The 25,118-nt window shown below is 67.8% G+C and carries 23 protein-coding genes; 6 read left to right on the top strand and 17 right to left on the bottom strand.

Annotation, left to right across the window (positions count from 1 at the left end; translation table 11 throughout):
- The first annotated feature begins 111 nt into the window (after positions 1-111).
- On the top strand, positions 112-801 hold the full coding sequence (locus tag DK254_RS32270) for a crotonase/enoyl-CoA hydratase family protein (protein WP_089394648.1): 690 nt from the start codon (positions 112-114) through the stop codon (positions 799-801).
- A 372-nt stretch (positions 802-1,173) separates the two neighbouring features.
- Positions 1,174-1,359, top strand: a complete 186-nt coding sequence (locus DK254_RS32265) for a hypothetical protein (RefSeq protein WP_109937378.1) — start codon at positions 1,174-1,176, stop codon at positions 1,357-1,359.
- A 71-nt stretch (positions 1,360-1,430) separates the two neighbouring features.
- Here the strand turns inward: DK254_RS32265 and DK254_RS32260 are convergent, their stop codons facing one another.
- Positions 1,431-1,937 carry a macro domain-containing protein gene (locus DK254_RS32260; protein WP_109937094.1) on the bottom strand — a complete coding sequence of 169 codons (507 nt, stop codon included), beginning with the start codon at positions 1,935-1,937 and terminating at the stop codon, positions 1,431-1,433.
- Between the two features lie 231 nt (positions 1,938-2,168).
- Between DK254_RS32260 and DK254_RS32255 the strand changes: the two genes are divergently transcribed.
- Entirely contained in the window at positions 2,169-2,390 is a 222-nt protein-coding gene (locus DK254_RS32255; RefSeq protein ID WP_109937093.1) for a hypothetical protein, read from the top strand.
- Positions 2,391-2,488: 98 nt separating this feature from the next.
- Positions 2,489-3,460 (top strand): magnesium and cobalt transport protein CorA, encoded by a 972-nt coding sequence (locus DK254_RS32250; RefSeq protein WP_109937092.1) that lies wholly within the window; start codon positions 2,489-2,491, stop codon positions 3,458-3,460.
- Positions 3,461-3,628: 168 nt separating this feature from the next.
- On the opposite strand, the gene DK254_RS32245 is transcribed toward DK254_RS32250, so the two are convergent.
- The 4 genes from DK254_RS32245 to DK254_RS32235 all read right to left on the bottom strand — a co-directional run bounded on the left by DK254_RS32245 (position 3,629) and on the right by DK254_RS32235 (position 8,473).
- Entirely contained in the window at positions 3,629-4,366 is a 738-nt protein-coding gene (locus tag DK254_RS32245) for an amidotransferase (RefSeq protein WP_089394644.1), read from the bottom strand.
- Positions 4,367-4,525: 159 nt separating this feature from the next.
- Positions 4,526-4,690, bottom strand: coding sequence for a hypothetical protein (locus DK254_RS34240; protein WP_158546458.1), 165 nt, complete (start codon positions 4,688-4,690; stop codon positions 4,526-4,528).
- Between the two features lie 404 nt (positions 4,691-5,094).
- Entirely contained in the window at positions 5,095-7,251 is a 2,157-nt protein-coding gene (locus DK254_RS32240; protein ID WP_109937091.1) for a 3-hydroxyacyl-CoA dehydrogenase NAD-binding domain-containing protein, read from the bottom strand.
- Positions 7,252-7,267: 16 nt separating this feature from the next.
- Positions 7,268-8,473, bottom strand: a complete 1,206-nt coding sequence (locus tag DK254_RS32235) for an acetyl-CoA C-acetyltransferase (protein WP_109937090.1) — start codon at positions 8,471-8,473, stop codon at positions 7,268-7,270.
- A gap of 673 nt (positions 8,474-9,146) precedes the next feature.
- Here DK254_RS32235 and DK254_RS32230 point away from each other — a divergent pair.
- Positions 9,147-9,947 (top strand): cytochrome c, encoded by an 801-nt coding sequence (locus tag DK254_RS32230; RefSeq protein WP_109937089.1) that lies wholly within the window; start codon positions 9,147-9,149, stop codon positions 9,945-9,947.
- A 90-nt stretch (positions 9,948-10,037) separates the two neighbouring features.
- Here the strand turns inward: DK254_RS32230 and DK254_RS32225 are convergent, their stop codons facing one another.
- From DK254_RS32225 to DK254_RS32180, 10 genes are all read right to left on the bottom strand, one after another.
- Positions 10,038-10,253 carry a molybdopterin-binding protein gene (locus DK254_RS32225; protein ID WP_089394640.1) on the bottom strand — a complete coding sequence of 72 codons (216 nt, stop codon included), beginning with the start codon at positions 10,251-10,253 and terminating at the stop codon, positions 10,038-10,040.
- A gap of 48 nt (positions 10,254-10,301) precedes the next feature.
- A complete protein-coding gene (gene ssuB / locus DK254_RS32220) occupies positions 10,302-11,111 on the bottom strand; it encodes an aliphatic sulfonates ABC transporter ATP-binding protein (RefSeq protein ID WP_109937088.1) in 810 nt (269 codons plus the stop codon).
- The gene (ssuC, locus tag DK254_RS32215; protein WP_043272099.1) at positions 11,108-11,902 is read right to left on the bottom strand and encodes an aliphatic sulfonate ABC transporter permease SsuC; all 795 of its coding nucleotides are present in this window, start codon (positions 11,900-11,902) and stop codon (positions 11,108-11,110) included. Before ssuC ends, ssuB begins: the two co-directional genes overlap by 4 nt.
- A gap of 63 nt (positions 11,903-11,965) precedes the next feature.
- Positions 11,966-13,114 carry an FMNH2-dependent alkanesulfonate monooxygenase gene (gene ssuD, locus DK254_RS32210; protein WP_109937087.1) on the bottom strand — a complete coding sequence of 383 codons (1,149 nt, stop codon included), beginning with the start codon at positions 13,112-13,114 and terminating at the stop codon, positions 11,966-11,968.
- A gap of 172 nt (positions 13,115-13,286) precedes the next feature.
- Positions 13,287-14,264 (bottom strand): sulfonate ABC transporter substrate-binding protein, encoded by a 978-nt coding sequence (locus DK254_RS32205; protein ID WP_109937086.1) that lies wholly within the window; start codon positions 14,262-14,264, stop codon positions 13,287-13,289.
- 168 nt (positions 14,265-14,432) lie between these two features.
- Positions 14,433-15,026, bottom strand: a complete 594-nt coding sequence (gene ssuE, locus DK254_RS32200) for an NADPH-dependent FMN reductase (protein ID WP_109937085.1) — start codon at positions 15,024-15,026, stop codon at positions 14,433-14,435.
- Positions 15,027-15,222: 196 nt separating this feature from the next.
- A complete protein-coding gene (locus DK254_RS32195) occupies positions 15,223-15,972 on the bottom strand; it encodes an ABC transporter ATP-binding protein (protein WP_109937084.1) in 750 nt (249 codons plus the stop codon).
- Entirely contained in the window at positions 15,969-16,796 is an 828-nt protein-coding gene (locus DK254_RS32190) for an ABC transporter permease (protein WP_109937377.1), read from the bottom strand. The genes DK254_RS32195 and DK254_RS32190 overlap by 4 nt, the downstream gene beginning before the upstream one ends.
- Before the next feature lie 9 nt (positions 16,797-16,805).
- Positions 16,806-17,813: an aliphatic sulfonate ABC transporter substrate-binding protein gene (locus DK254_RS32185; protein ID WP_256596005.1), complete on the bottom strand. Its 1,008-nt coding sequence runs from the start codon at positions 17,811-17,813 to the stop codon at positions 16,806-16,808.
- A gap of 179 nt (positions 17,814-17,992) precedes the next feature.
- Positions 17,993-18,631: a peroxiredoxin gene (locus DK254_RS32180; protein ID WP_109937083.1), complete on the bottom strand. Its 639-nt coding sequence runs from the start codon at positions 18,629-18,631 to the stop codon at positions 17,993-17,995.
- A 234-nt stretch (positions 18,632-18,865) separates the two neighbouring features.
- On the opposite strand from DK254_RS32180, the gene DK254_RS32175 reads away from it, so the two are divergent.
- Complete coding sequence (locus DK254_RS32175; RefSeq protein WP_009618794.1) at positions 18,866-19,075, top strand: DUF6316 family protein; 210 nt, start codon at positions 18,866-18,868, stop codon at positions 19,073-19,075.
- 456 nt (positions 19,076-19,531) lie between these two features.
- Here DK254_RS32175 and DK254_RS32170 read toward each other — a convergent pair whose 3' ends face one another.
- The gene (locus DK254_RS32170; protein ID WP_089394632.1) at positions 19,532-20,716 is read right to left on the bottom strand and encodes a thiolase family protein; all 1,185 of its coding nucleotides are present in this window, start codon (positions 20,714-20,716) and stop codon (positions 19,532-19,534) included.
- 168 nt (positions 20,717-20,884) lie between these two features.
- Positions 20,885-25,108, bottom strand: a complete 4,224-nt coding sequence (locus DK254_RS32165) for a DUF5801 repeats-in-toxin domain-containing protein (RefSeq protein ID WP_146219672.1) — start codon at positions 25,106-25,108, stop codon at positions 20,885-20,887.
- Positions 25,109-25,118 lie beyond the last annotated feature (10 nt).

Here is a 25,118-nt window from a genome sequence, read left to right as displayed (position 1 = left end):
AGTGAAATCCGTCGCAAAACCGCGGTGACCGGCCGGTCGGACACAGCGCTTTACGGTCGCCGTGGCCGCCAGTATGTTCTGCGCCACGCCCTTTTTCCCGGATGTCCTGCCATGAGTGAACTGATCAGCTATCAACTCGACGACGGCGTCGCCACCCTGACCCTCGCCAACGGCAAGGTGAATGCCATCTCCCCCGCCGTGATCGAGGCCTTCAACCAGGCGCTGGACCGTGCCGAGCAGGACCGCGCGGTGGTCATCCTCACCGGCCAGCCGGGCATCCTCTCCGGCGGCTACGACCTCAAGGTGATGACCTCCGGCCCGGAGAACGCCGTGGCCCTGGTGGCCGCCGGCTCGACCCTGGCCCGGCGCATGCTGGCCCACCCCTTCCCGATCATCGTCGCCTGCCCCGGCCACGCCGTGGCCAAGGGCGCCTTCCTGCTGCTCTCGGCGGACTACCGCATCGGCGTCGACGGCCCCTTCCAGATCGGCCTGAACGAAGTGGCCATCGGCATGACCATGCACCACGTGGGCATCGAGCTGGCCCGCGACCGCTTGCGCAAGTCGGCCTTCAACCGCTCGGTGATCAACGCCGAGATGTTCGCCCCGCAGGAAGCCATGGCCGCCGGCTTCCTCGACAAGGTGGTGAGCCCCGAGGAACTGCTGGACACCGCCCGCGCCGCCGCCCAGCAGCTGAAGAAGCTGAACATGACCGCGCACCGCAACACCAAGCTGAAGGTGCGCCGGCAACTGCTGGAAACCCTGGACCAGGCCATCGAGCAGGACAAGAAGCACCTGGGCTGAGGCCCGCTCCTACACCATCCCCACCGCCGGCTTCACCTGTAGGAGCGCGCCCTGCGCGCGAAATCGCGGGCAGGGCCCGCTCCTACAATCCGCCGTGACGCACGGTATCCACCGTAGGACTCCGTCCGCGATGGCCGGACATCCCGGCGCGGTTCGCGGATGAGATCCGCTCCTACGCTACCCCACCCGCGCCGTTCCCCTGTAGGAGCGCGCCCTGCGCGCGATATCGCGGGCAGGGTCCGCTCCTACGGGGCTCCTCGAATAGTTACGAAAAAGGCAAAACTGATTAAGCCCGTTCGGTCTTTTTCAAAAATTATTGCGCGTTAACCTATTGATGAACCCACAGGAAAAGCAACCAACGAGGTGTTCATCATGAAACTGCAACTGATCGCCACTGCCCTCCTCGCCAGCGCCACCCTGCTCGGCGCCCAGGCCGGCTTCGCCGAAGAATCGCCGCTGATGCAGAACCGCATGGTCAACCTGAACCAGGCCGCCCTGCAGCACAAGGCCGAGCAGACCGCCCACCAGCAGCACGACGCCCCGGCCCACCAGGGCTGAGCGGCGCCCGCCGGCACTCCGACGGCCCCGCACGCCCCGCTTCCGGGACGCGCCAGGCCGCCGGCCGCGCCTCAGCCGAGTTTCTCGTCGGCAGCCACGCCCTTGCGATAGACCGCATAGACCAGCACCGGGATGTCCAGATGGCCGAGATACCTGTCCAGCAACGGTCGCACATCCTTCCAGTCCAGCCCGCCGACGCCAGTGGCCAGGCAGGGCAACGCCAGGCTGCGGACCCCCTCCCCCTCGACGAACTTCGCCAGCTCCCGCAGGCAGTGCCCGACGTTCTCCAGGCTGGCCTTGGCCGGCTTGGCGCTGCGCCCGCTGCCCTGCATGTCCTGGGTCAGCAGGTTGACGATGCCGCGGGTCGAACCATCGGCGTCCACCCCCGACCAGGCCCAGATGGAACCCGGCGCGGGCGCCGAGGCGTGGGCCGCATGACGGTAGTCGCGGACCAGCGACGGCCAGCGCTCGCGCAGGGCCAGGGCCAGGCCGCTGTCGAACGGGTCCTGGGGCGCGATGCCATGGGCGATGACCTGGGCCTTGCTCAGCAGAATGTCGCCTTCAACTTCTCGGATCATGAATCTTTCCTTGCTCGGTGGAGTACCTCGGAAGCCTTGTCTTGCGCTCCCGTCTATCTTCACGTTACGCCTGGCCGCACCGCGGACCTTGACCCGCATCAAGGCCGCATCCCCCTCGCGGCACGGGGCGAAACATCAATTCCACCGATAGTTGAAAGCAACGAACATCGTTATTCCATCGACGAGACTGCTGGGAAACTGGCCGCAATCCCACTTCCGGCAGCCATCGCCATGCACCGCTCCACCGCCCGTACCCTGCGCAACGGCGCCCTCGCCAGCATCGGCCTGTACAGCATCCTGGTGCTCGTGGCGCTGGCCCTGAGTGGCGGCTTCCAGGGCAGCCGCAACGTCCAGCCGGAAGGCGTGGACAAGAACGCGCTGTTCCAGCGCTTCAACCAGGTGCTGCCCAACGCCCTGGCGGTCCTGCAGCAGAGCCTGCGCCCGCACTCCTGAGCCCCGCGCTGGCGGCCTGCGCCAGCTTGCCCATACTTTGCAGATCGCCGCCGGTGCCCGCCGGCACCGCCCGCCTCCGCCTGCCGGGAGAACGCGCCATGGGTCGAGTCGTCGCATCCGCCGTCTACTGCAAGGGCAAGAAGGTCGCCGATATCCCGCTGGAGGCGGGCTATCGCTGGGCCTGCCAGCCCGACCACTTCGTCTGGACCGGCCTGCAGGAACCCACGCCGGAAGAGCTGATGAACCTGCAGAAGCAGTTCAACCTGCACGAGTTGGCCATCTCCGACGCCCTGGAGAAGCACAGCCGGCCGAAGCTGGAGACCTTCGGCGACGCGCTGTTCATGGTGATCTACTCGCCGGTGCGCGCGGACAGCCGGCTGATGTTCGTGGAAACCCACCTGTTCGCCGGCATCGGCTACATCATCAGCGCCCGCCACGGCTTCTCGCAGTCATACTCGCAGGTGCGCCAGCGCTGCGAGGCGCGCCCGCTGCTGCTGGCCCACGGCACCGACTTCGTGCTCTACGCCCTGCTCGACTTCGTGGTCGGCAACTACGAACCGGTGGTGGAGGAAATCCGCGGCGAGATCGAGGTACTGGAGCAGCGCGCCCTGCGCACCTCGCTGAGCCAGGAGGAGATCGAGCGCATCTACGGCCTGCGCCGCGAGGTGCTCAAGCTGCGCCACTACGCGGCGCCCATGGTGGAAATCTGCCAGGAGCTGCAGCGCCTGGACTTCCCCTTCATCGACAAGCAGATGCGCCCGTACTTCCGCGACGTGGCCATCCACGTCAACCGCCTGCTGGAAGACCTCAACTCGCTGCGCGACATCGCCAGCCAGACCATCGAGGTCGGCCTGCTGCTGGAGTCCTCGCGGCAGAGCGTGGTGCAGCGCAAGTTCGCCGCCTGGGCGGCGATCCTCGGCTTGCCCACCGCGGTGGCCGGCATCTACGGGATGAACTTCGAGTACATCCCGGAGCTGCACTGGCACTACGGCTACTTCCTGGTGATGGGCCTGCTGGTGATCGGCTGCATCGGGCTGTACGTCAGCTTCAAGCAGGCGGATTGGCTCTGACCTGCCGGCCGCGCCGAAGCGCTTGCATACCTGTAGGAGCGGATTTATCCGCGATGGGCCTGGCACCGCCGGGTAGCTGGATCGCGGACGGAGTCCGCTCCTACGGTCGAGTTCCGACGTGAATGAAAACGCCGCTCCGGGGAGCGGCGTTGGTGGGGCGCGGCGGACTCAGGCGGCGTTCTGCTCGTCCTTCTTACGGCCCAGCTGGACGAAGCGCATCATCCACTCCGCCACCGTGGCGCCCTGATGCTCGCGGTCGAGGCTGTCGACGCCCTTCTGGTACACCGGTTCGCTGAAGATCTCCCGGCGCAGGTCGAGGATCGCCTGGGAGTAGTCGGCGACGAACTCCGGGTGGCCCTGGAAGCACAGCACCTGGTCGCCGATGGCATAGGCGGCGTTCGGGCAGAAGTCGCTGCTGGCGATGCGCCGGGCGCCCTCGGGCAGCCGGGTGACCTGGTCCTGGTGGCTGACCAGCAGGGTCAGGTCGTCCAGCGCCGGCTGCATCCACTGCGGCTGTTCCTCGATGCGGTAGTCGTGGATGCCCACGCCCCAGCCCTGGTCGGCGCGCTCGGTCTTGCCACCGAGCAGCAGGGCCAGCAGCTGGTGGCCGAAGCACACGCCCAGCAGCTTGTCGCCGCGCTCGTAGCGGGTCAGCAGGTAATCCTTGAGCTTGCGGATCCAGGGTTCGTCGCCGAAGGAGTCATACTTGCTGCCGGTCACCAGGTAGGCGTCGTAGTGCTCGCTGTCGGGCGGGTAATGGCCCTCCACCACGTTGTACACCTTGAACTCGGCGGGCACCGGTTGCTTGGCGAACAGCTGCTGGAACATCCAGCCGTAGCCGGTGTACTGGTCGATCAGCTCGGGACGCAGGATATCGGTTTCCAGAATGCAGATTTGCAGCGACATGTAGTGGTGGGTTCCTGATGTTAAGCGGGCACGAACGCGCGTTTTCTTAACAAACTGCACGCCCCGTGAAAACTACACACTGTTTTTTCACGACACAAGATGGCAAAGCCATTCCATGCGTCGGAATTTCAGGGGAAATACCCGAAAAAACGCCGCGCATCAATGCCGGCGGGAACGATGGCGACCGGCTGCTCGGCCGCCCCGCGCCATCGCCTGAGCCTGCGCCGTCTCCAGCACCCAGGCGTACTTGCCCTGCAGGTTGCCCAGGGCCATGGCGTGGACCTGCCCGGCGCTGTGCGCCGCGGCGTGGGGTTCGTTGGGCATGGGGGTTCCAGAGGTGATGGGTTTCGCTGCGCTCTACGCCATCCTACGGTGCTTGCCGGCAAGAAAAAAACCGGCCGTGGGGGTCGGTTTTGCTGCATTGGCGTTTTTCGTAGGAGCGAGCTTGCTCGCGAACGTGCTACCCGGTGGCTCCGCTGCCAAGCCCACCTCTGTTCCCTCTCCCTAACCCTCTCCCTGAAGGGAGAGGGGACCGTTGGGCAGAACTGGAGGTTCCGGAGTCAGCCGGCAGCCTCGGTGGCTTCCGGATAAAACCATTCCTTCTCTCGGCACGGTCTAGCCCCCTCTCCCTTCAGGGAGAGGGCTGGGGAGAGGGGCAGAGTCAATCCAATGCACCATAGCTGCCGGGAAATGCCGTTCGCGAGCAAGCTCGCTCCTACGAAAAGCCCTCAGAAGGCCTCGCCGCGTGCCGCCTTGTCCAGCAACAGCGCCGGCGGCTCGAAGCGCTCGCCGTACTGCTCGGCCAGGTACTGGGCGCGGGCGATGAAGTCCTGCAGGCCGTACTGGTTGATGAACTGCAGCGCGCCACCGCTCCAGGCGGCGAAGCCGATGCCGAAGATCGAGCCGATGTTGGCGTCGGCGGTGGAGCGCAGCACGCCCTCCTCCACGCAACGCACCGTCTCGATGGCCTGGACGAAGAGGATGCGGTCGCGCACGTCCTCGGCCGGGATCATCCCGTCGGCCTTTTCGAAGCGCTGCCTCAGTTCCGGCCACAGGTGCTTCCTGCCGTTGGCCGGGTACTCGTAGAAGCCGCCGCCGGCCGCCTTGCCCGGGCGCTTGTACTCGTTGAGCATCAGGTCGACCACGGCGAAGGCCGGGTGCCGCGGCAGGGCCTTGCCCTCGGCTTCCAGGTCCTTGCGGGTCTGCTCGCGGATGTGGCTCATCAGGCTCAGCGAGACTTCGTCGCTGATCGCCAGCGGGCCCACCGGCATGCCGGCCTGGCGCGCCTGGTTCTCGATCATCGCCGCCGGCACGCCTTCGCCGAGCATGGCCAGGCCCTCGTTGGTGAAGGTGCCGAACACCCGCGAGGTGAAGAAGCCGCGGCTGTCGTGGACCACGATCGGCGTCTTCCTGATCTGCAGCACATAGTCGAAGGCGCGGGCCAGGGTGGCGTCGTCGGTCTTCTCGCCGCGGATGATCTCCACCAGCGGCATCTTGTCCACCGGGCTGAAGAAGTGCAGGCCGATGAACTTCTGCGGCTGCGCCACGGCCTGGGCCAGGCCGGTGATCGGCAGGGTCGAGGTGTTGGAGGCGATCACCGCGTCGGGCAGCGCGGCTGCCTCGGCGGCGGCGGTGACCTTGCCCTTGAGCGCGCGGTCCTCGAACACCGCCTCGATGACCAGGTCGCAGCCCTCGAAGTCGGCGTCACTGGCGCTGGGCTTGATGCGGGCGAGGAAGGCGTCGCGCTTCTCGGCGGTCATCTGGCCCTTGCCGACCTTCTTGTCCAGCAGCGCGGCCGAGTAGGCCTTGCCCTTCTCCGCCGCCTCGATGGAGACGTCCTTGAGCACCACCTCGATGCCGGCCGCGGCCGAGACGTAGGCGATGCCCGCGCCCATCATGCCGGCGCCGAGCACCCCGACCTTCTTCGTCCGGTACTGCGGGTAGCCCTGGGGGCGCGATTTGCCGGCGTTGATCTCGTTGAGCTGGAACCAGAAGGTGCCGATCATGTTCTTCGCCACCTGGCCGGTGGTCAGCTCGGTGAAGTAGCGCGCCTCGATCAGCTGCGCGGTGTCGAAGTCGACCTGGGCGCCCTCGACCGCGGCGCACATGATCTTCTCCGGCGCAGGGAAGCAGCCCTTGGTCTTGTCGCGCAGCACCGAGGGGGCGATGGCCAGCATCTGCGCCACGTTGGGGCTGGACGGGGTGCCGCCGGGGATCTTGTAGCCGGCGCTGTCCCAGGGTTGCTTGGCGTTGGGGTTGGCGGCGATCCACTCGCGGGCCTTGGCCAGCATCTCCTCGCGGCTGCCGGCCAGTTGGTGGATCAGCCCGGCCTTGAGCGCCTGCTCCGGGCGCACCTTCCTGCCTTCGGCGAGGTACGGCAGGGCTTTCTCCAGGCCCAGCAGGCGCACCATGCGCACCACCCCGCCGCCGCCGGGCAGCAGGCCCAGGGTGACTTCCGGCAGGCCCAGCTGCACGTGGCTTTCGTCCAGGGCGATGCGGTGGTGGCAGGCCAGGCAGATTTCCCAGCCGCCGCCCAGGGCCGCGCCGTTGATGGCGGCCACCACCGGCTTGCCGAGGGTTTCCAGGCGGCGCAGCTGGCCCTTGAGCACCAGGATGCCTTCGTAGAAGGCCTGGGCGTCGGCCTTGGTGACCTTGATCAGTTCGTTGAGGTCGCCGCCGGCAAAGAAGGTCTTCTTCGCCGAAGTGAGGATCACGCCGGCGATGGCGTCCTTCTCGGCCTCCAGGCGGGCGACGGTGGCGGCCATGGCCTCGCGGTAGACCGCGTTCATGGTGTTGGCGCTCTGGCCGGGCATGTCCATGGTCAGGACGACGATGTTGTCCTGGCCCTTCTCGTACTGAAAAGCGTAGCGGATGGCGTCGGTCATTTCTTGTTCTCCGGCCTCAAACCCTTTCGATAATCGTCGCGATACCCATGCCGCCGCCCACGCAGAGGGTGGCCAGGCCGTAGCGCAGGTTGCGCCGCTCCAGTTCGTCGAGCAGGGTGCCGAGGATCATGCAGCCGGTGGCGCCCAGGGGGTGGCCCATGGCGATGGCGCCGCCGTTGACGTTGACCTTGCCCTCCGGCACGCCCATGTCCTTCATGAACTTCATCACCACCGAGGCGAAGGCCTCGTTGACCTCGAACAGGTCGATGTCGTCGACGCGCAGGCCGGCCTTGGCCAGGGCCTTGCGGGTGGCCGGCGCGGGGCCGGTGAGCATGATGGTCGGGTCGGTGCTGGTGACCGCGGTGGCGACGATCCGCGCGCGGGCCTTCAGGCCCAGCTCGCGGCCCTTGGCCTCGGAGCCGATGAGCATGGCGGCGGCGCCGTCGACGATACCCGAGCTGTTGCCCGGGGTGTGCACGTGCTCGATGCGCTCGACGTAGCTGTACTTGCGCAGGGCGGTGGCGTCGAAGCCCATCTGGCCCATCATCTCGAAGCTCGGCTTGAGCGCGCCGAGGCCTTCCAGGGTGGAGTCGGCGCGGATGAATTCGTCGTGGTCGAGCAGGACGATGCCGTTCTGGTCGGTGACCGGCACCAGGGATTTCGCGAACAGCCCCTCGGCGCGGGCCTTGGCGGCCTTCTGCTGGGAGCGCAGGGCGAAAGCGTCGACGTCGGCGCGGCTGAAGCCTTCCAGGGTGGCGATCAGGTCGGCGCCGATGCCCTGGGGCACGAAGCTGGCGTGCAGGTTGGTTTCCGGGTCCAGCGCCCAGGCGCCGCCGTCCGAGCCCATGGGCACGCGCGACATGGACTCCACGCCGCCCACCAGCACCAGGTCCTCGAAGCCCGAGCGCACCTTCATCGCGCCCAGGTTCACGGCCTCCAGGCCCGAGGCGCAGAAGCGGTTGATCTGCACGCCCGCCACCTGCTCGTCCCAGTCGGCCACCAGCGCGACGGTCTTGGCGATGTCGGCGCCCTGGTCGCCCACCGGCGTCACACAGCCCAGGACGATGTCGTCGACCTGGGCGGTGTCCAGCTGGTTGCGCCGCTGCACCGCGCGCAGCAGGCCGGCCATCAGGTTGACCGGCTTGACGCTGTGCAGCGCGCCGTCCTTCTTGCCCTTGCCGCGGGGCGTGCGCACCGCGTCGTAAATCAATGCTTCGGTCATGGCGTTCTCTCTTGGAGTGCTCTCTTGGCGTAGAGGTCACGCAGGCAGCGTGTCGGCCTACCTTAACCGCGTGGCGACGGCCGGCAATGACCGGATCGCTCAGGCGGATTGACTCCCGCGCTCAGCCCAGGCGACCGGCGGTCGCCTGGCGCACCGCTCTGGGCAGCGCTCCGACGGGCGGTCGGATGGGCGGTCGGGCCGCAGGCCAGAGCCGTCACCGCCTTGTCATATAGATGGAATATGCCTGGAACCATAGGATTTGCTGCCAGATCGTCTAAGCCCGCGCCAGCCGGGGCTTAGACTGAAATTTCGCAGTACCTATGGGACGTCGCTGCCGGGTCTTGCCGGGGCGGCCGGTATGCAAAGCCAAGGTCGCAGCCACCCGCGCCGGGCCGTAACGAGCGCGCGGGGGCGGGCCAACAACAAGAAAGGCGGAAGAACATCATGATGGATCAACAACCGAAGAAATGGCGGCAGGCCAGCCTGATCGTCTTCGTTACCGCAGTGGTGCTCATCATCCCCAACCTCAGTCGCCTGGTCGGCTAGCCAACCGTCCGCCTGCTGCTGCGAAGCCGGCGTCGCCCGAGGGGCCGCGGCCCTCGCAGCACAGGTGGCAGTGCCGTTCGTCGGCATCCTCTGCTATGTTTGCGCAGCCCATCGCTGGAGCCCGCCCATGCGCTTCATCCTGCCGCTGCTGATCCTGCTCTGCCCCACCGTATTCGCCGCCGAACTGACCCTGGAGCTGCCCACCGGCACGCGCACGCTGAGCAGCGCGCAACTGCTGTCCAACGCCCAGGCGCGCAGCATCGAGATCAAGGACGACGTGGCCTACAAGCGCACCATGCACTACCGCGCGGTGCCGCTGGCGGCGCTGCTGGAGGGCGTGGACGGCCGCGCCCACGTGCAAGCCGTGGCGCTGGACGGCTTCGCCGCCGAACTGCCGGCCGCGCCGCTGCTGCAGAAGGAAGGCGCGCGGGCCTGGCTGGCCATCGAGGAAGAGAAGAAACCCTGGCCGCCGCTGGGCCAGGGCAAGCCCTCGGCCGGGCCCTTCTACCTGGTCTGGAGCGACCCGCAGGCCTCGGCCATCGGCCCGGAGCAGTGGCCCTTCCAGGTCAGCACCCTGCGCGTGCTGGACTCGGTGGAAATCCGCTTCCCGGCCCTGCTCCCGGCCAAGGACGCCAGCGCCGACGTGCAGGCCGGCTTCGCCCTGTTCCAGAAGCACTGCCTGGCCTGCCACCGCCTGAACGGCGCCGGCGACGCCCAGTTCGGCCCGGACCTGAACCAGCCCCACAGCCCCACCGAGTACTTCGCCAAGGACTTCCTCCACGCCTACATCCGCGACCCGCAGAGCCTGCGCCGCTGGCCCCAGGCGAAGATGCCCGGCTTCGCCCCGGAAACCCTCAGCGACACCGAGCTGGACCAGCTGATCGACTACCTCGCGCACATGGCGGCGCTGCGCCAGGCGCTGATGTAAGGCCCCGGACGAAAAAAGGCGGACGTCCCCAGGGGGCGTCCGCCTTCTTTTTTTCGCACCCAAGGCAGCGGAAACGCCGCCCCTACCGCCTCACAGCTTGGCGATGGACACCTCGGTGGACTTCACGAAGGCGATCACTTCGCTGCCCACGGCCAGTTCCAGCTCCTTCACCGAGCGGGTGGTGATCACCGAGGTGACGATGCCGGCGGCGGTCTGCACGTCGATTTCCGAGAGCACCGGGCCTTCGATGATTTCCTTCACGGTGCCCTTGAACTGGTTGCGGACGTTGATGGCTTTGATGGTCATGGCGTTTCTCCTATGGGGAATGTCGGTAGTGCACGGATGAACGGTGGATCAGAGCGCCCAGCGCAATTGCGTGGGCAATGGGGACACGGGTTCCGGTTCGGGCGGCAGCGGCGGCAACGCCAGCACGCGGTCGAGCACCTCGGCCTCCAGCGCGGCCAGGCGCGCCGAGCCGCGGGAGCGCGGGCGCGGCAGGTCGACCGTGAGGTCCAGGCCGATCTCGCCCTCCTCGATGAGGATCACCCGGTCGGCTACGGCCACCGCCTCGCTGACGTCATGGGTGACCAGCAGCACGGTGAAGCCATGGCGCTGCCAGAGGTTCTCGATCAGCCGCTGCATCTCGATGCGGGTGAGCGCGTCCAGCGCGCCCAGCGGCTCGTCCAGCAGCAGCAGGCGCGGCCGGTGGATCAGCGCGCGGGCCAGGGCCACGCGCTGCTTCTGGCCGCCGGACAGGCTGGCCGGCCATTCCCGGGCGCGGTCGGCCAGGCCCACCGCTTCCAGGGCTTCCAGGGCCTGCTTGCGCCAGTCGCCCTTGAGGCCCAGGCCGACGTTGTCGATCACCCGCTTCCACGGCAGCAGGCGGGCGTCCTGGAACATCAGGCGGGTGCCGTCGCGGGCCTCCTCCAGGGGCGCGGAGCCGGCCAGCAGCTGGCCGTCGCTGGGGGCGTCGAGGCCGGCCAGCAGGCGCAACAGGGTGCTCTTGCCGCAGCCGCTGCGGCCGACGATGGCGACGAACTGGCCGGCGGGGATGCGCAGGTCGATGCCCTTGAGCACCTCGCGCTCGCCGAAGCGCTTGACCACGCCGTCCAGCGCCAGCGGGATGCCCTGCTTGAGGTTCTGCGGTGTGCTGAGCGCATTCATGCCGCACCTCCCTTGGCCTGGTAGGCCGGGTGCCAGCGCAGCCAGACGCGTTCCAGGCCACGGGCGGCGAGGTCGGCGAGCTTGCCCAGCACGGCGTACAGCAGGATCGCCAGGACCACCACGTCGGTCTGCAGGAACTCCCGGGCGTTCATCGCCAGGTAGCCGATGCCGGAGCTGGCGGAGATGGTCTCGGCGACGATCAGCGTCAGCCACATGAAGCCCAGGGCGAAGCGCACGCCGACCAGGATCGACGGCAGCGCGCCGGGCAGGATCACCTGGCGGAACAGGGCGAAGCCGGACAGGCCGTAGCTGCGCGCCATCTCCAGCAGCCCCGGGTCGATGTTGCGGATGCCGTGGTAGGTGTTCAGGTAGATGGGGAACAGGGTGCCGAGGGCGACCAGGAAGATCTTCGCCGACTCGTCGATGCCGAACCACAGGATCACCAGCGGGATCAGCGCCAGGTGCGGCACGTTGCGGATCATCTGCACCGAGCTGTCGAGGAAGCGTTCGCCCCACTTCGACAGGCCGGTGACCAGGCCCAGGGCCAGGCCGATGGAGCCACCGATGACGAAGCCGATGGCGGCGCGCCAGGTGCTGATCGCCAGGTGCTGCCAGAGCTCGCCGCTCTTCACCAGTTGGTAGCCGGCTTCCACCACCGCGCTGGGCGCCGGCAGGATGCGGCTGGAGAGGAAGCCCCCCTCCACCGCCACCTGCCAGACCAGCACCAGGGCCACCGGCAGGGCCCAGGGCGCCAGGCGCTGGGCCACTTGGTTGAGAGTATTTGTCTTCATGTCTTGTGCTTCTCCGGGTTGCTCGCGGGGTTCGCGAGCAAGCTCGCTCCTACAAAGTCGACTTCAGCTCTGCGCGGCCTGCTTGGGCAGGATGTCGTTGGCCACCATCTCGCCGAAGGGGCTGACGTAGCCGCGGGCTTCGGGCTGCTGCGGGCGGGCCAGCTGCAGGTGCGGGAACAGCAGTTCGGCGACGCGGTAGGACTCTTCCAGGTGCGGGTAGCCGGAGAAGATGAAGGTGTCGATGCCGAGGTCGGCGTATTCCTGCACCCGCGCGGCCACGGTCGGGCCGTCGCCGACCAGCGCGGTGCCGGCGCCGCCGCGCACCAGGCCGACGCCGGCCCAGAGATTCGGCGAGACTTCCAGGTTGTCCTTGCTGCCGCCGTGCAGGGCGGCCATGCGCTGCTGGCCCACCGAGTCGAAGCGGGCCAGCGAGGCCTGGGCGCGGTCGATGGTGTCCTGGTCGAGGTGGCTGATCAGGCGGTCGGCGGCCTGCCAGGCTTCCTCGTTGGTTTCACGCACGATCACGTGCAGGCGGATGCCGAAGCGCACGCTGCGGCCGTGCTTGGCGGCCTTCTCGCGGACCTGGGCGATCTTCTCGGCCACCGCGGCCGGCGGCTCGCCCCAGGTCAGGTACAGCTCGACCTGTTCGGCGGCGAGGTCCTGAGCGGCCTCGGAGGAGCCGCCGAAGTACAGCGGCGGGCGCGGCTGCTGGATCGGCGGGTAGAGCAGCTTGGCGCCCTGTACCTGGATGTGCTTGCCGGGGTAGTCCACGGTCTCGCCTTCCAGCACGCGGCGCCAGATGCGGGTGAATTCGACGGAGGCCTCGTAGCGCTCCTCGTGGTTCAGGTGCAGGCCGTCGCCGGCCAGCTCGTCCGGGTCGCCGCCGGTGACCAGGTTGAACAGCGCCCGGCCGCCGGACAGGCGGTCGAGGGTCGCGGCCTGGCGCGCGGCCACGGTCGGCGAGATGATCCCCGGGCGCAGCGCGACCAGGAACTTCAGGCGCTGGGTCACCGGGATCAGCGAGGCGGCGACCAGCCAGGAATCCTCGCAGGAACGCCCGGTGGGGATCAGCACCCCGCCGAAACCGAGGCGGTCGGCGGCCTGGGCCACCTGCTGCAGGTAGCCGTGGTCGACCGCGCGGGCGCCCTCGGCGGTGCCAAGGTAATGGCCGTCGCCGTGGGTGGGAAGGAACCAGAAGATGTTGAGGCTCATCGCTATAACTCCAGAGTGAGCGCGCCGGCGTGGCGTAGCCGCGCGATGATGGGATTCGTGTATGTGGTGATGCTCTTCGTAGGAGCGAGCTTGCTCGCGAACAAATCTCCCGGCCGCTCTGAAGCTGGGCAGGTTCGCGAGCAAGCTCGCTCCTACATCGTGATCGTGCTCGTCAGTTGCTGGCAGCCACCTTGGCCTTGCTGTCCGCCGGCGGCGTCCAGACCACGTCCTTGATGCTCAGGGCCTTGGGAATCAGCTTCAGCTGGGTGAAGGTGTCGGCGATCTTCTGCTGCTTGGCCGTCACTTCCGGGGTGATGAACTGCGCGCCGTAGCCCTGGCGCTTGACCGCGGTGAGGGTGATGTCGGCGGGCAGGCCGAGCAGCGGAGCGACCTGTTCGGTGACCTGCTCGGGGTTGTGCTGCGACCACTCGCCCACCGAGCGCACTTCTTCCACCAGGGTGGTCAGCACCTGCGGGTGTTCCTTGGCATAGGTGCGGGTGGCCAGGTAGAACTGGTGGTTGTCGGCCAGGCCGCGGGCATCGACCAGGGTGCGGGCGTGCAGCTGCTTCTCGGCGGCGGCCTGGTACGGGTCCCAGATCACCCAGGCGTCGACGGCACCACGCTCGAAGGCGGCACGGGCGTCGGCCGGGGGCAGGTACACCGGCTGGATGTCGCTGTATTTCAGGCCGTTCTCTTCCAGGGCGCGCACCAGCAGGTAGTGCACGTTGGAACCCTTGTTCAGGGCGACCTTCCTGCCCTTGAGCTCGGCCACGGACTTGATGGGGGAATCCTTGGGCAGCAGGATCGCCTCGCTGGTAGGCGCCGGCGGCTCGTTGGCCACGTACACCAGGTCGGCGCCGGCGGCCTGGGCGAACACCGGCGGCGTCTCGCCGGTCACGCCGAAGTCGATGCTGCCGACGTTCAGCCCTTCCAGCAGCTGCGGGCCGCCGGGGAACTCGGTCCACTGCACCTTGATGCCCTGCTCGGCCAGGCGCTTCTCCAGCGTGCCGCGGGCCTTGAGCAGCACCAGGGTGCCGTACTTCTGGTAGCCGATACGCAGGGTACCGGGTTGTTCTTCGGCTTGGGCGCCGTGGGCCAGGGCCGCGATCAGCAGGGCCGCCAGTCCACCACGCAAAGTGAGGTTGCGCATTGCTTGCTCCTTCGTCGTCGTGTGCTCGCCGGACCTGCGCTCCCGTTGGCGGGATGCTGAGGACCTGGTTTCTTGTCGTCTGGCAGTCACGCACCTGCCTATTCGAGGCTCGGTAGCGCTCCACGCTTCTTCTTGCAGCTTGCCGCTTGCAGCCTGCAGCCGCCTCTCTCAAATACTCCAGCGCGCCTTCAGCAGCCGCTCGTTGAGCAGGTTCGGATCGATCGGCCGGGGCCGCCGCGCCAGGGCGCCGTGGAACTGTTCAAGGGATTCCAGCAGGCGCTGTTCCAGCACCGGCGCCAGCTGCGCCGGGCTATCGGCCGTGGCGTAGGCGATCTGCGAATCCTCGGCGAACACGCCGTGCAGCATCTCCTGGGCCTTCAGCGCCGCCAGCACCGGCTTGAGCGCGTAGTCCACGGCGAGCATGTGGGCGCTGCTGCCGCCGGTGGCCAGGGGCAGCACCACCTTGTGGCTCAGGGCGCGCTCGGGCAGCAGGTCCAGCAGCACCTTGAGGGCGCCGGCGATGGAAGCCTTGTACACCGGGGTGGCGATCACCAGGCCGTCGGCCCGCGCCACCTGCTCCAGCAGCTCCAGCACCTGGGGGCTGTCGAAGCGGGCATGCAGCAGGTCCTCGGCGGCGAAGTCGCGCACCTGGTAGGAACGCACCTCCACCCCACGCTCGTGCAGCCACTGCCGGGCAACGTCCAGCAGGACCGCGGAACGGGAACGCTGGCTGGGACTGCCGGCGAGGGTGACCACATACATTGCACGCTTCCTTATAACTGAAAGAGCCGGCTTGAAGCCGGCTCGCTAACCAACATGCATAGACCTTAACAGGGGTTTTTATATTCCAATAAATGTTATTTATTCATTTGCTTATAGCTACAGGCTACAAGCGGCAGGCTGCAGGCGGTGCCCGCTCCTGCTTTGGCCTGCAGCCTGTAGCCTGCCGCCTGCAGCCCTAGATGACGTGGGAATGCTGCAACTCGGTCAGCGCCTCGCCCCGCAGGTAGGCCAACTCCACCGCGCGGCGGTCGCGGGGGCGTTGCAGGGGGACCGGGAACTCGCGGCGCAGGCGGCTCGGGGTGCCGCCCAGGAGCAGCACGCGGTCGCCCAGGTAGAAGGCTTCGTCGAGGTCGTGGGTGACCAGCAGGATGCTGATGTCGTATTCCAGCGCCAGGTCCTGGATCAGGTCCTGCAGGCGCAGGCGGGTGAAGGCGTCCACCGCGCTGAAGGGCTCGTCCAGCAGCAGTACCTGGGGCCGGCCGTAGAGCCCGCGGGCAATGGCCGCGCGCTGGGCCATGCCGCCGGAGAGCTGCTTGGGCAGCAGGCCGCCCTTGCCTTCCAGGCCGACGTCGTGCAGCAGCCGGGCGATACGCGCATCGTCGGCCAGCCAGCCGTCGGCGAAACCGACGTTCTGCGCCACTGTCAGCCAGGGCAGCAGGCGCGGCTCCTGGAACACCACGCCGATGCCGCCGCCGCGGCCGCTCTCGCCGTCCGGGCCGAAGCCCAGCAGCGGGTTGCGCTGCAGCTGCCCAGCGAAATCGGCGTCCAGGCCAGCGGCGATGCGCAGCAGGGTGCTCTTGCCGCAGCCGCTGGGGCCCAGCAGGCTGACCACTTCCCCCGGCGCCAGCGCCAGGCTGACGTCGTCGAGCACGCGCAGGCCGTTGAAGCTCTTGCGGATGTTGTTCAGTTCCAGCAGCGCGCTCATGCCCTCTCCTCCAGGTCTTCGAAGCTGTCGCGCCAGGCCAGGGCGCGCCGCTCCACGGCCTTGAGCAGGCCGTCGCTGAGCTTGCCGAGCACAGCCAGGACCAGGATGGCGGCGATGACGATGTCCGGCCGCGAGGTCTCGCGGCCGTCGCTGAGCAGGTAGCCCAGGCCGCGGGTGGCGGCGATCAGCTCGGCGGCGACGAGGAACATCCAGCTCAGGCTGAGGGCGCCGCGCAGCCCGGTGAACAGGCTCGGCAGCGCCGCCGGCAAGAGGATGCGCCGCGCCAGGGCGAAGCTGGACAGGTGGTACAGCCGGCCCAGCTCCACCCACTTGCGGTCCACCCCGCGCACCCCGGCGACCAGCGCCAGGTACACCGGGAAGAAGGCGCCGAGGGCGATCAGCACCACCTTGGGCGTCTCGTCGATGCCCAGCCAGAGCAGCAGCAAGGGCACCCAGGCCAGGCTGGGGATGGCCCGCAGGGCCTGGAAGCTCGGCTCCAGGTAGGCCTCGGCGCGGCGGCTGAGGCCGACCCAGGTGCCGATCACCAGGGCCGCGAAGGAACCGATGGCGAAGCCGCTGGCCACCCGCGCGAGGCTGGCGCCGATGTGCTGCCACAGCTCGCCGTGGGCCAGTTGCCAGAGGGTCAGGGCGACGCTGCTGGGCGCCGGCATCTGGTTTTCCGCCAGCCAGCCGGCGCGCACCGCGATCTCCAGCGCGGCGCACAGCAGCAGCGGCAGCACCCAGGCCCGCCAGCGCAGCGGGCGCGGCCGCAACGACAGCACCAGGCGGCGGCTACGGCCAAGGTCGAGGGGCTGGCTGGGCACGCCCATGGTTCACTGCGCCCTGGCCAGCGGTTGCTTGCCGATGACCTCGCCGGCCAGTTGCGGGTCGATCAGCTGGTCCACCACCTTGGCCACGTCGGTGCCGGGGCGTACCAGTTGCTCGTCCACCAGGATGGGCGCGGCGGCCTTGAGCGCGGCGACCTGCTCGGCGCCGGGCAGCGGCTGGCTGAAGTCGGTGCGCGAGAGCTGCAGCCTGGCGACCTCCATCGGCAGCCTGGCCTCTTCGGCCAGCAGCCTGGCGGTCTCCTCCGGATGCTCGATGGCCCAGTGGCGGGCCCGCTCGTAGGCGCCGATGACCTGCTTGATCAGTTGCGGCTGCTCGCGGGCGAAGCGCTCGGTGACACTGAGCACGCCATAGCTGTTGAAGTCGACGTTGCGGTACAGCAGGCGCGAGCCGGCCTGCAGCTCGCTGGCCGCCATGTGCGGGTCGAGCCCGGCCCAGGCGTCCACCTGGCCGCGTTCCAGCGCGGTACGGCCGTCGGGGTGCTGCAGGTGGACGATCTCCACGTCGCCCTTGCCCAGGCCGGCGCTCTGCAGGCTGCGCAGCAGGAACAGGTAGGGATCGGTGCCCTTTGTGGCGGCCACCTTGCGGCCCTTGAGGTCGGCCAGGGACTTGAGCGGAGAGTCCTTGGGCACCACCAGCGCGGTCCATTCCGGGCGCGAGGCGATGTACACGGTCTTCAGCGGGCTGCCGTTGGCGCGGCTGAGTACCGCGGCCAGCCCCGCGGTGGAGGCGAAGTCGGTGCTGCCGGCGTTGAGGTATTCCAGCGAGCGGTTGCTGCCCTGGCTGAACACCCAGCGCACTTCGGTGCCCTCGGGCTTGAGCACCTGCTCCAGCCAGCCGAAGTGCTTGAGCACCAGGCTGGTGGGCGCGTAGTAGGCGTAGTCCAGGCGGACTTCCTTCGGGGTTTCGGCGTGAGCGGCGGAAGTGAAGGCACCGAGCGGCAGACACGCCAGGAGAGCGGCGGTCAGGCTGCGGCGCCAGGTGGACGGACCCATGGTCGATCTCCTTGGCGGCGTGGCTGACGTCTTCTCCCCGTGTGGCGGGCAAGTCAGAGCGGAAAGAAAGCGCGGCGCGGGGCCGGGCGGGAACAGAAAAAAAGGCGGCCGGCGAACCGGCCGAATACCCTACTCGTGGTTTGGAACAGGTGCGGCCGCGCGGGGCAGCCGCGGGAAAATCAGCGGTTGGGCTGCGGCGTCAGGCGCAGGTACGGCTTGACCGCGCGGTAGCCTTTGGGGAAGCGCTGGCGGATTTCGTCCTCGTCCTTCAGCGAGGGCACGATGACCACCTCGTCGCCGTCCTGCCAGTTGCCGGGCGTGGCGACCTTGTGGTTGTCGGTCAGTTGCAGCGAGTCCACCACCCGCAGGATTTCGTTGAAGTTGCGCCCGGTGCTGGCCGGGTAGGTGATGGTCAGGCGCACCTTCTTGTTCGGGTCGATGACGAACAGCGAACGCACGGTCAGGGTGTCGTTGGCGTTCGGGTGGATCAGGTCGTACAGCTCGGAGACCTTGCGGTCGGCGTCGGCGATGATGGGGAAGTTGACCACGGTGTTCTGCGTCTCGTTGATGTCGTCGATCCACTTCACGTGGGACTCCACCGGGTCCACCGACAGCGCGATGACCTTGACGCCGCGCTTGGCGAAGTCGTCCTTGAGCTTGGCGGTCAGGCCCAGCTCGGTGGTGCACACCGGGGTGAAGTCCGCCGGGTGGGAGAAGAGAATGCCCCAGCTGTCGCCAAGCCACTCGTGGAAACGGATGCGGCCTTCGCTGGATTCCTGTTCGAAGTCGGGGGCGATGTCGCCGAGACGCAGACTCATGGGTTGGGCTCCTGGTTCGTGTGGGTTCACTATGCACAAGGCCGGAATTCATTAAAAAGAATATATTTTGATTTTCTTATAACCAAACAGATATATAGCCGACCGGCCTCGTGCCGCTGGCCATTGAGCATAGCCGCCAGGGCCCCCGCCGCCGTCCATTCGTCGCCTGCGCCACGCCGCCGCAGGGCCTGGCTACACTGAAATCATTAACCCGCAGGTGTGGGAGGTGTCTTCATGTTCGGTAAAAGAGTGACTGACGGCGAGCCGGGCACCCACTATCGGAGCGACCGGATCAGCGCGGTCAATGGCCAGTATTTCTTCTCGACTCGCGAGGGCACGCTGGAAGGGCCGTTCTTCACCCGCTTCGATGCGGAACGCGAGGTGATGCAGTACATCAGCCGGATGCAGCAGGCCGCCGGGTTGTATGCGCGGGTGGCGCAGTAGGTGTTGTTCGGTTTTTTAGGCGAGTCATGAACCCCGGCCAGGTGCCGGGGTTTTCTTTGGGGGTCTTCCAGGGGCAGGTTCTTTTCGTAGGAGCGAGTTTGCTCGGGAACAGAGTTTCCCGGCGGCTACGGTGCAAGCGTTGACGCCGTCCCCTCTCCCTAACCCTCTCCCTGAAGGGAGAGGGGACCGTTCGGTGTACTCGGGTATTTCGGCGTTAGCCGGCTACCGCGAAGTTTCCGACTGACGCCAAATCTTCTCTCGGCACGGACAAGCCCCCTCTCCCTTCAGGGAGAGGGCTGGGGAGAGGGAGCGGAGTCAATCCCGAGCGATGATGCCGCCGGGAAACTCCCTTCGCGAGCAAACTCGCTCCTACGAAAGCCCCTCCAACGAAAAAAGCCCCGGCATCGCTGCCGGGGCTTCGCTATCGGCCCTCCTGCGTGGGGACGGCCGCCAGGCTCAGCGGACCGCTTCGAACAGGCCGGTGGCGCCCATGCCGCCGCCCACGCACATGGTCACGATGCCGTAGCGCAGGTTGCGCCGCTGCAGTTCGCGCACCAGGTGGCCGACCTGGCGCGAGCCGGTCATGCCGAAGGGGTGGCCGATGGAGATGGAGCCGCCGTTGACGTTGTACTTCTCGTTGTCGATGCCCAGGCGGTTGCGTGCGTACAGGCACTGCGAGGCGAAGGCTTCGTTGAGTTCCCAGAGGTCGATGTCGTCGATCTGCAGGCCGCGGGCCTTGAGCAGTTTGGGCACCGAGAACACCGGGCCGATGCCCATCTCGTCCGGCTCGCAGCCGGCCACGGTGAAGCCGCGGAAGAAGGCCCTGGGCTTTAGGCCCAGCTCCAGCGCCTTGTCCAGGCTCATCACCAGGGTCATGGAGGCGCCGTCGGAAAGCTGCGAGGCGTTGCCGGCGGTCACCGAGCCGTCCTCGGCGAAGACCGGCTTCAGGGAGTTCAGGCCTTCGAGGGTGGTGTCCGGGCGGTTGCAGTCGTCGCGGTCGACCACGCCTTCGACCACCTTCTTCTCGCCGGTGGCCTTGTCTTCCACGGCGTAGCGCACGTTCATCGGCACGATTTCGTCGTCGAACAGGCCCTCGGCCTGGGCGCGGGCGGTGCGCTGCTGGCTCTGCAGGGCGTAGAGGTCCTGTTCCTCGCGGGTGACGTTGTAGCGGCGGGCGACGATCTCGGCGGTCTGCCCCATGGGGTAGTAGATCCCCGGGAATTCCGCTTCCAGGCGCGGGTTGACGAAGTGGTCGGTGTTGCGCGACTTGGCCGTCAGGGTGATGGACTCTACGCCGCCGGCCACCAGGATGTCGCTGCAGCCGGAGGCCACCTGGTTGGCGGCGATGGCGATGGCCTGCAGGCCCGAGGAGCAGTAGCGGTTGAGGGTCATGCCGGCGACGTGGATGCCCAGCTTCGACAGCACCGCGGCGTTGCGGCCGATGTTGTGGCCCTGGGCGCCCTCGTTGGAGCCGGCGCCGACCACGCAGTCGTCCACCAGCAGCGGGTCCAGCCCGTTGCGCGCCAGCAGCGCGTCGATGCAGTGGGCCACCATGTCGTCGGGCCGGGTCATGTTGAACTTGCCGCGGAAGGACTTGGCCAGGCCGGTACGGACGCTGTCGACGATCACCACTTCACGCATGGGAAACCTCGTTGCTTGTTGTTCGATTGGGGAGGTGCAGTCGGCCAAGCATAGGGCGAGCGAATGCCGGGGCGCGACGATCATTCATCCCGGATATGCGCCGCCATCCCCCAGCGGATACGCGACCGCCGCCCTGGGGCGGCGGTCGCGGGCGCCCTTGCGGCGCGGTCAGACGGTGTCCACCTTCACCGCGTGGTCGGTCAGCAGGCCATTGAGCACCGTGTGGGTGTCGCCGCTGGAGACGATGGCGCCGCCGCTGTGGCCGGCGTACTTCGCCACCAGGTCGACGTTGACCAGGTCGATGGTCTGGGTGGTCGCGCCCCCCGTCGCGCCCGTGGGGTTCACCGAGATGGTGGTGGTCGCGGTGGTGGCGTTGACCGAGAAGGTCAGGTACTGCGCCAGCGAATCGGCGGTGGCGTGCTCGCCCTGCAGCAGGTCGGCCAGGTTCAGCGAGTCGCCCTCGCCGATGTTGAAGTCCTTGATCACGTCATGCCCGGTCTCGCCCTTCTGCCAGACGAACTGGTCGGCGCCGGCGCCGCCGGTGAGGGTGTCGTCGCCCATGCCGCCGAACAGGATGTCGTTGCCGTCGCCGCCGAGCAGGGTGTCGTTGCCGCCCTGGCCGAACAGCAGGTCGTCGCCCTTGCCGCCTTCGAGGGTGTCGTTGCCGCCGCGGGTATCGCCGGCGACGTTGAGCTCGTAGGCGTGGGCGACGATGTAGTTGGTCAGCTGGCTCTGGGACGGCGCGGCGCCGCCGTTGGCGGCGCTCAGGTAGTCCACCAGGCCCTGGTAGCCGGCGCCGTTGTGGGTGCCGGCGGCATGCCCGGTCCAGCTCAGGGCGTCGGTGTTGATCACGTCGCCGAAGAGGATGTCGTTGCCGTCGCCGCCCACCAGGTGGTCGTGGCCCACCGCCTGCGGCGAGCTGTTGGTGAAGCCTTCCTGCAACGCGGTCTGCAGCTGTTCGGCGGTGTTGATGACCTGCGGCTGGCCGACGTTGGCGGTGAGGTCCGGGGTGTTGCCGGTGAAATGCAGGGTGGCGGTGCCCGTGGTGCTGGTGTTGTCGAAGAACTGCAGGATGCCGCTGTTGATGCCGTCGCCGATGCCGATGGCGTTCACCGACACATGGTCGCTGCCGCTGAGCACGCCGCCGCCGTTGAGCATGCTGTTGGCGACGTCCAGCGCGTCCTTGATGTCGTGGTAGTTGGTGACGTTGCCGCTGTTGCTGTTGTCGCCGATGTAGGTGGTCGGGTTGCCGTCGGTGAGGAAGAACGCCAGGTTGATGTAGTCGTGGGCCGCGTTGGCGCCCCCGGCCACGGTGGCGTTGAACCAGTCGACGGTGGACTTCAGCGCCGCCTCGTAGTTGGTCCCGCCCACGGCGCCGAGGCTGTTGATGGCGCCGATCAGGGTGGCGACGTTGGTGCTGTTAAGGCCGTGCACCTGGGTCAGGGTCGAGCCGTCGGCGAAGGACACCAGGGCCAGGTTGATGGTGCCGTCGTGCCCCTTGATCTGGTTCAGCAGGTTGATCAGCGCTGCCTTGGCCAGGGCCATGCGGCTGAGCCCGGCGGTCCCCGAGGCATCGGCCATGCTGCCGGAGGTATCGATGATCAGCGCGATGTTGTAGTTCTTGCCCGGCACCGTGGTGGTGCTCACCCCGCCCACGTCGCCGATCAGCACGTCGTTGCCGAAGCTGCCGGCGATGGTGCCATGGTCCGGCCCGAGCGGGCTGGGCACGGTGTGGGTGGCGCTGGAGCCGTCGACGTCGCTGGCGTTGCTGCCCACCACCAGGATGGGCGCGCCGTATTTCAGGCAGATGTCGAGGTTGGCCGTGGCGGTGTCGCCGTCGCCATCGACGATGGTGTACTGGAACGACTCGCTGATCTGCCCGCTTTCCGGGAAGCTCACCCCGGCCTTGACCGCATAGGTGTAGTCGCCCATGTGGTGGCCGCCGCCGTCCTTCAGGTACAGCGTCAGGGTGCCGCTGTCGGTGCTGATGGTCAGCAGGCCGCTGCTGGCGTTGTAGCTGCCGGTGGCGTGGCTGGCATTGGGGTCGAGGTTGGTGAGGTTGCCGTTGGCGTCCACCGCGAAGGTCTCGCCACCGATGCTCACCTGGGTGATGCGCACGGTGCCGTCGGCGCTGGCCGGCAGGTCGTTGGCCAGCAGGTTGCCGCTGACCGCGTCGAGGTGGCTGAGGTTGACCAGGGTGGCGCCGAGGTCGCCGGGGTCGGTGACGATGACCGGCGTGCCATGGCTGTCCACCCGCACCAGGTCCTGGTCGGTGATGGAGGTGCCGACGCCGACGGCGAAGGCCTCGACGTTGTTGCTGGTGCCGTTGTGCGCGGCGAGGAAGTTCTGCCAGTTGTCCAGCGCGGTGTTGGTGCTACCCGTGGTGGGCTCGCCGTCGGAGATGAAGTACACCCGGTTGATGGCCGAGGGGTCGGCCCCCGGCGCGTTCAGGTCGGCGCTGATGCTGGTCTGGGCGCGCTCCAGGGCGGCCTGGTAGTTGGTGTTGCCGCCGGCCTGCAGGCTGTTGATGGCGTTCACCAGGCTGGTGTAGCCGCTGTCGCCGGCGTCGTCGAAGCTGTAGTGGGTGGCGGCGCTGGCCGAGGAGGCGAAGCTGATCAGCGAGACCTGGACCAGCAGGCCCATGGAGGCGTACTCGTGCAGCATGTTGATCAGCGCGGCCTTGGCCTGCGCCAGCTTGCTGCCCTGCATGCTGCCGGAGACGTCGAGCACCAGGGTCAGGTTGACCGCCGGCGGCGGCTGCACCAGCAGGCACGGCGGGTGGTCGTCCACCGCGGTGGGGCCGTCGTCGGCGAAGCCGATCTTGTTGCCCAGGTCGAGAGTCTGGCTGCTGCTGGCCTTGTCGCCATCGTAGTCGGTGATGCTGGCGGTGCCTTCCAGGCCGACCAGCCCGGTCTTCAGCCAGGCCACCTGGCTGTCGTAGTTGCCGGAAGCCCCCGGCCCGTCGTGCTGGATGGCCGAGTACTGGGTGAGGATCACCTTGCCACTGTTGCCGTCCAGGCGCAGGTCGAACACGGTGTTGGCCGCGGTCATGCCCTGCAGGCTGGTGGCGGTGCTGCCGACGATCTTGCCGCCGACGTCGTACAGGTGGATGGTCGCGTTGCCGCTGCTCAACCCGCTGTCGGCGCCCTGCCCGGCCAGCAGCTTGAGGCTGTAGCTCCAGCTCACCGCGGAGGCCGGGGCGTCGGCGCCGGCACTCTGCGAGGTGATGACGAAGGCGCCGGTGAAGTCGCCGCTGGCGGTGTCGAAGTTCGCACCAATGGTGTCGGCATCCTGGGTCTGCACCACCACCGCCTGGCCACCCAGGCCGACGCTGATGGACGGGCCGTCGTCGGCGAACGCGACCTTGTTGCCCAGGTCGAGGGACGCCGTGGAGCTGGCCTTGTCGCCATCGTAGTCGGTGATGCTGGCGGTGGCCTGCAGGCTCACCAGCCCGGTGGCCAGCGGGACCTGCTGGGCCGCGTAGTTGCCGGTGGCGCCCGGCAGCGGATGGTCGATCTCGGCGTACTGCGTCAGGGTGACCTGGCCACTGCCGTCGACCTTCAGGCTGAAGATGGTATTGCTGGCGTTCACGCCGCCTTCGCTGCTGGCGGTACTGCCGATGATCTGGCCATTCTGCTCGTACAGGTAGATCTTCTGTCCGGCGCTGTTCAGGCCTGACTGGGTGCCCTCGGCTACATCCAGTTTCAGCGCGTAACTCCAGCTCACCGCGGAGGCCGGGGCGTCGGCGCCGGCGCTTTGCGAGGTGATGGCGAAGGCCGCGGCGAAGCTGGTGGTCGCGGTGTCGAAGTTGGAGCCTATGGTGTCCGCGTCGTGGGTCAGCAGCACGACGGGCTTGCTGCCGCTGAGGTCGATGCAGATGGAGGGGCCGTCGTCGTCGAAGGCCACCTTGTTGCCCAGGTCCAGGGACGCCGTGGAGCTGGCCTTGTCACCATCGTAGTCGGTGATGGTCGCGGTAGCGTCCAGGCTCACCAGGCCGGTGCCGAGGAAAGCCTGCTGCGCAGCATAGTTGCCGGTGGCGCCGGGCAGTGCGTGATCGATCTCGGCGTATTGCGTCAGGGTGACGTTGCCGCTGCCATCCACCTTCAGGCTGAAGATGGTGTTGCTGGCGTTTACCCCGCCTTCGCTGCTGGCGGTACTGCCGATGATCTGGCCATTCTGCTCGTACAGATAAATCTTCTGTCCGGTGCTGTTCAGGCCTGACTGAGTGCCCTCGGCTACATCCAGTTTCAGCGCGTAACTCCAGCTCACCGCGGAGGCCGGGGCGTCGGCGCCGGCGCTTTGCGAGGTGATGGCGAAGGCGGCGGCGAAGCTGGTGGTCGCAGTGTCGAAGTTGCTGCCGATAGTGTCCGCGTCCTGTGTATGCAGCAGCACCGGAGCTTTG

Source organism: Pseudomonas sp. RW407 (genome assembly GCF_003176655.1).
Taxonomy (GTDB): domain Bacteria; phylum Pseudomonadota; class Gammaproteobacteria; order Pseudomonadales; family Pseudomonadaceae; genus Pseudomonas; species Pseudomonas delhiensis.
This window is presented reverse-complemented; position numbering and strand designations above follow the sequence as displayed.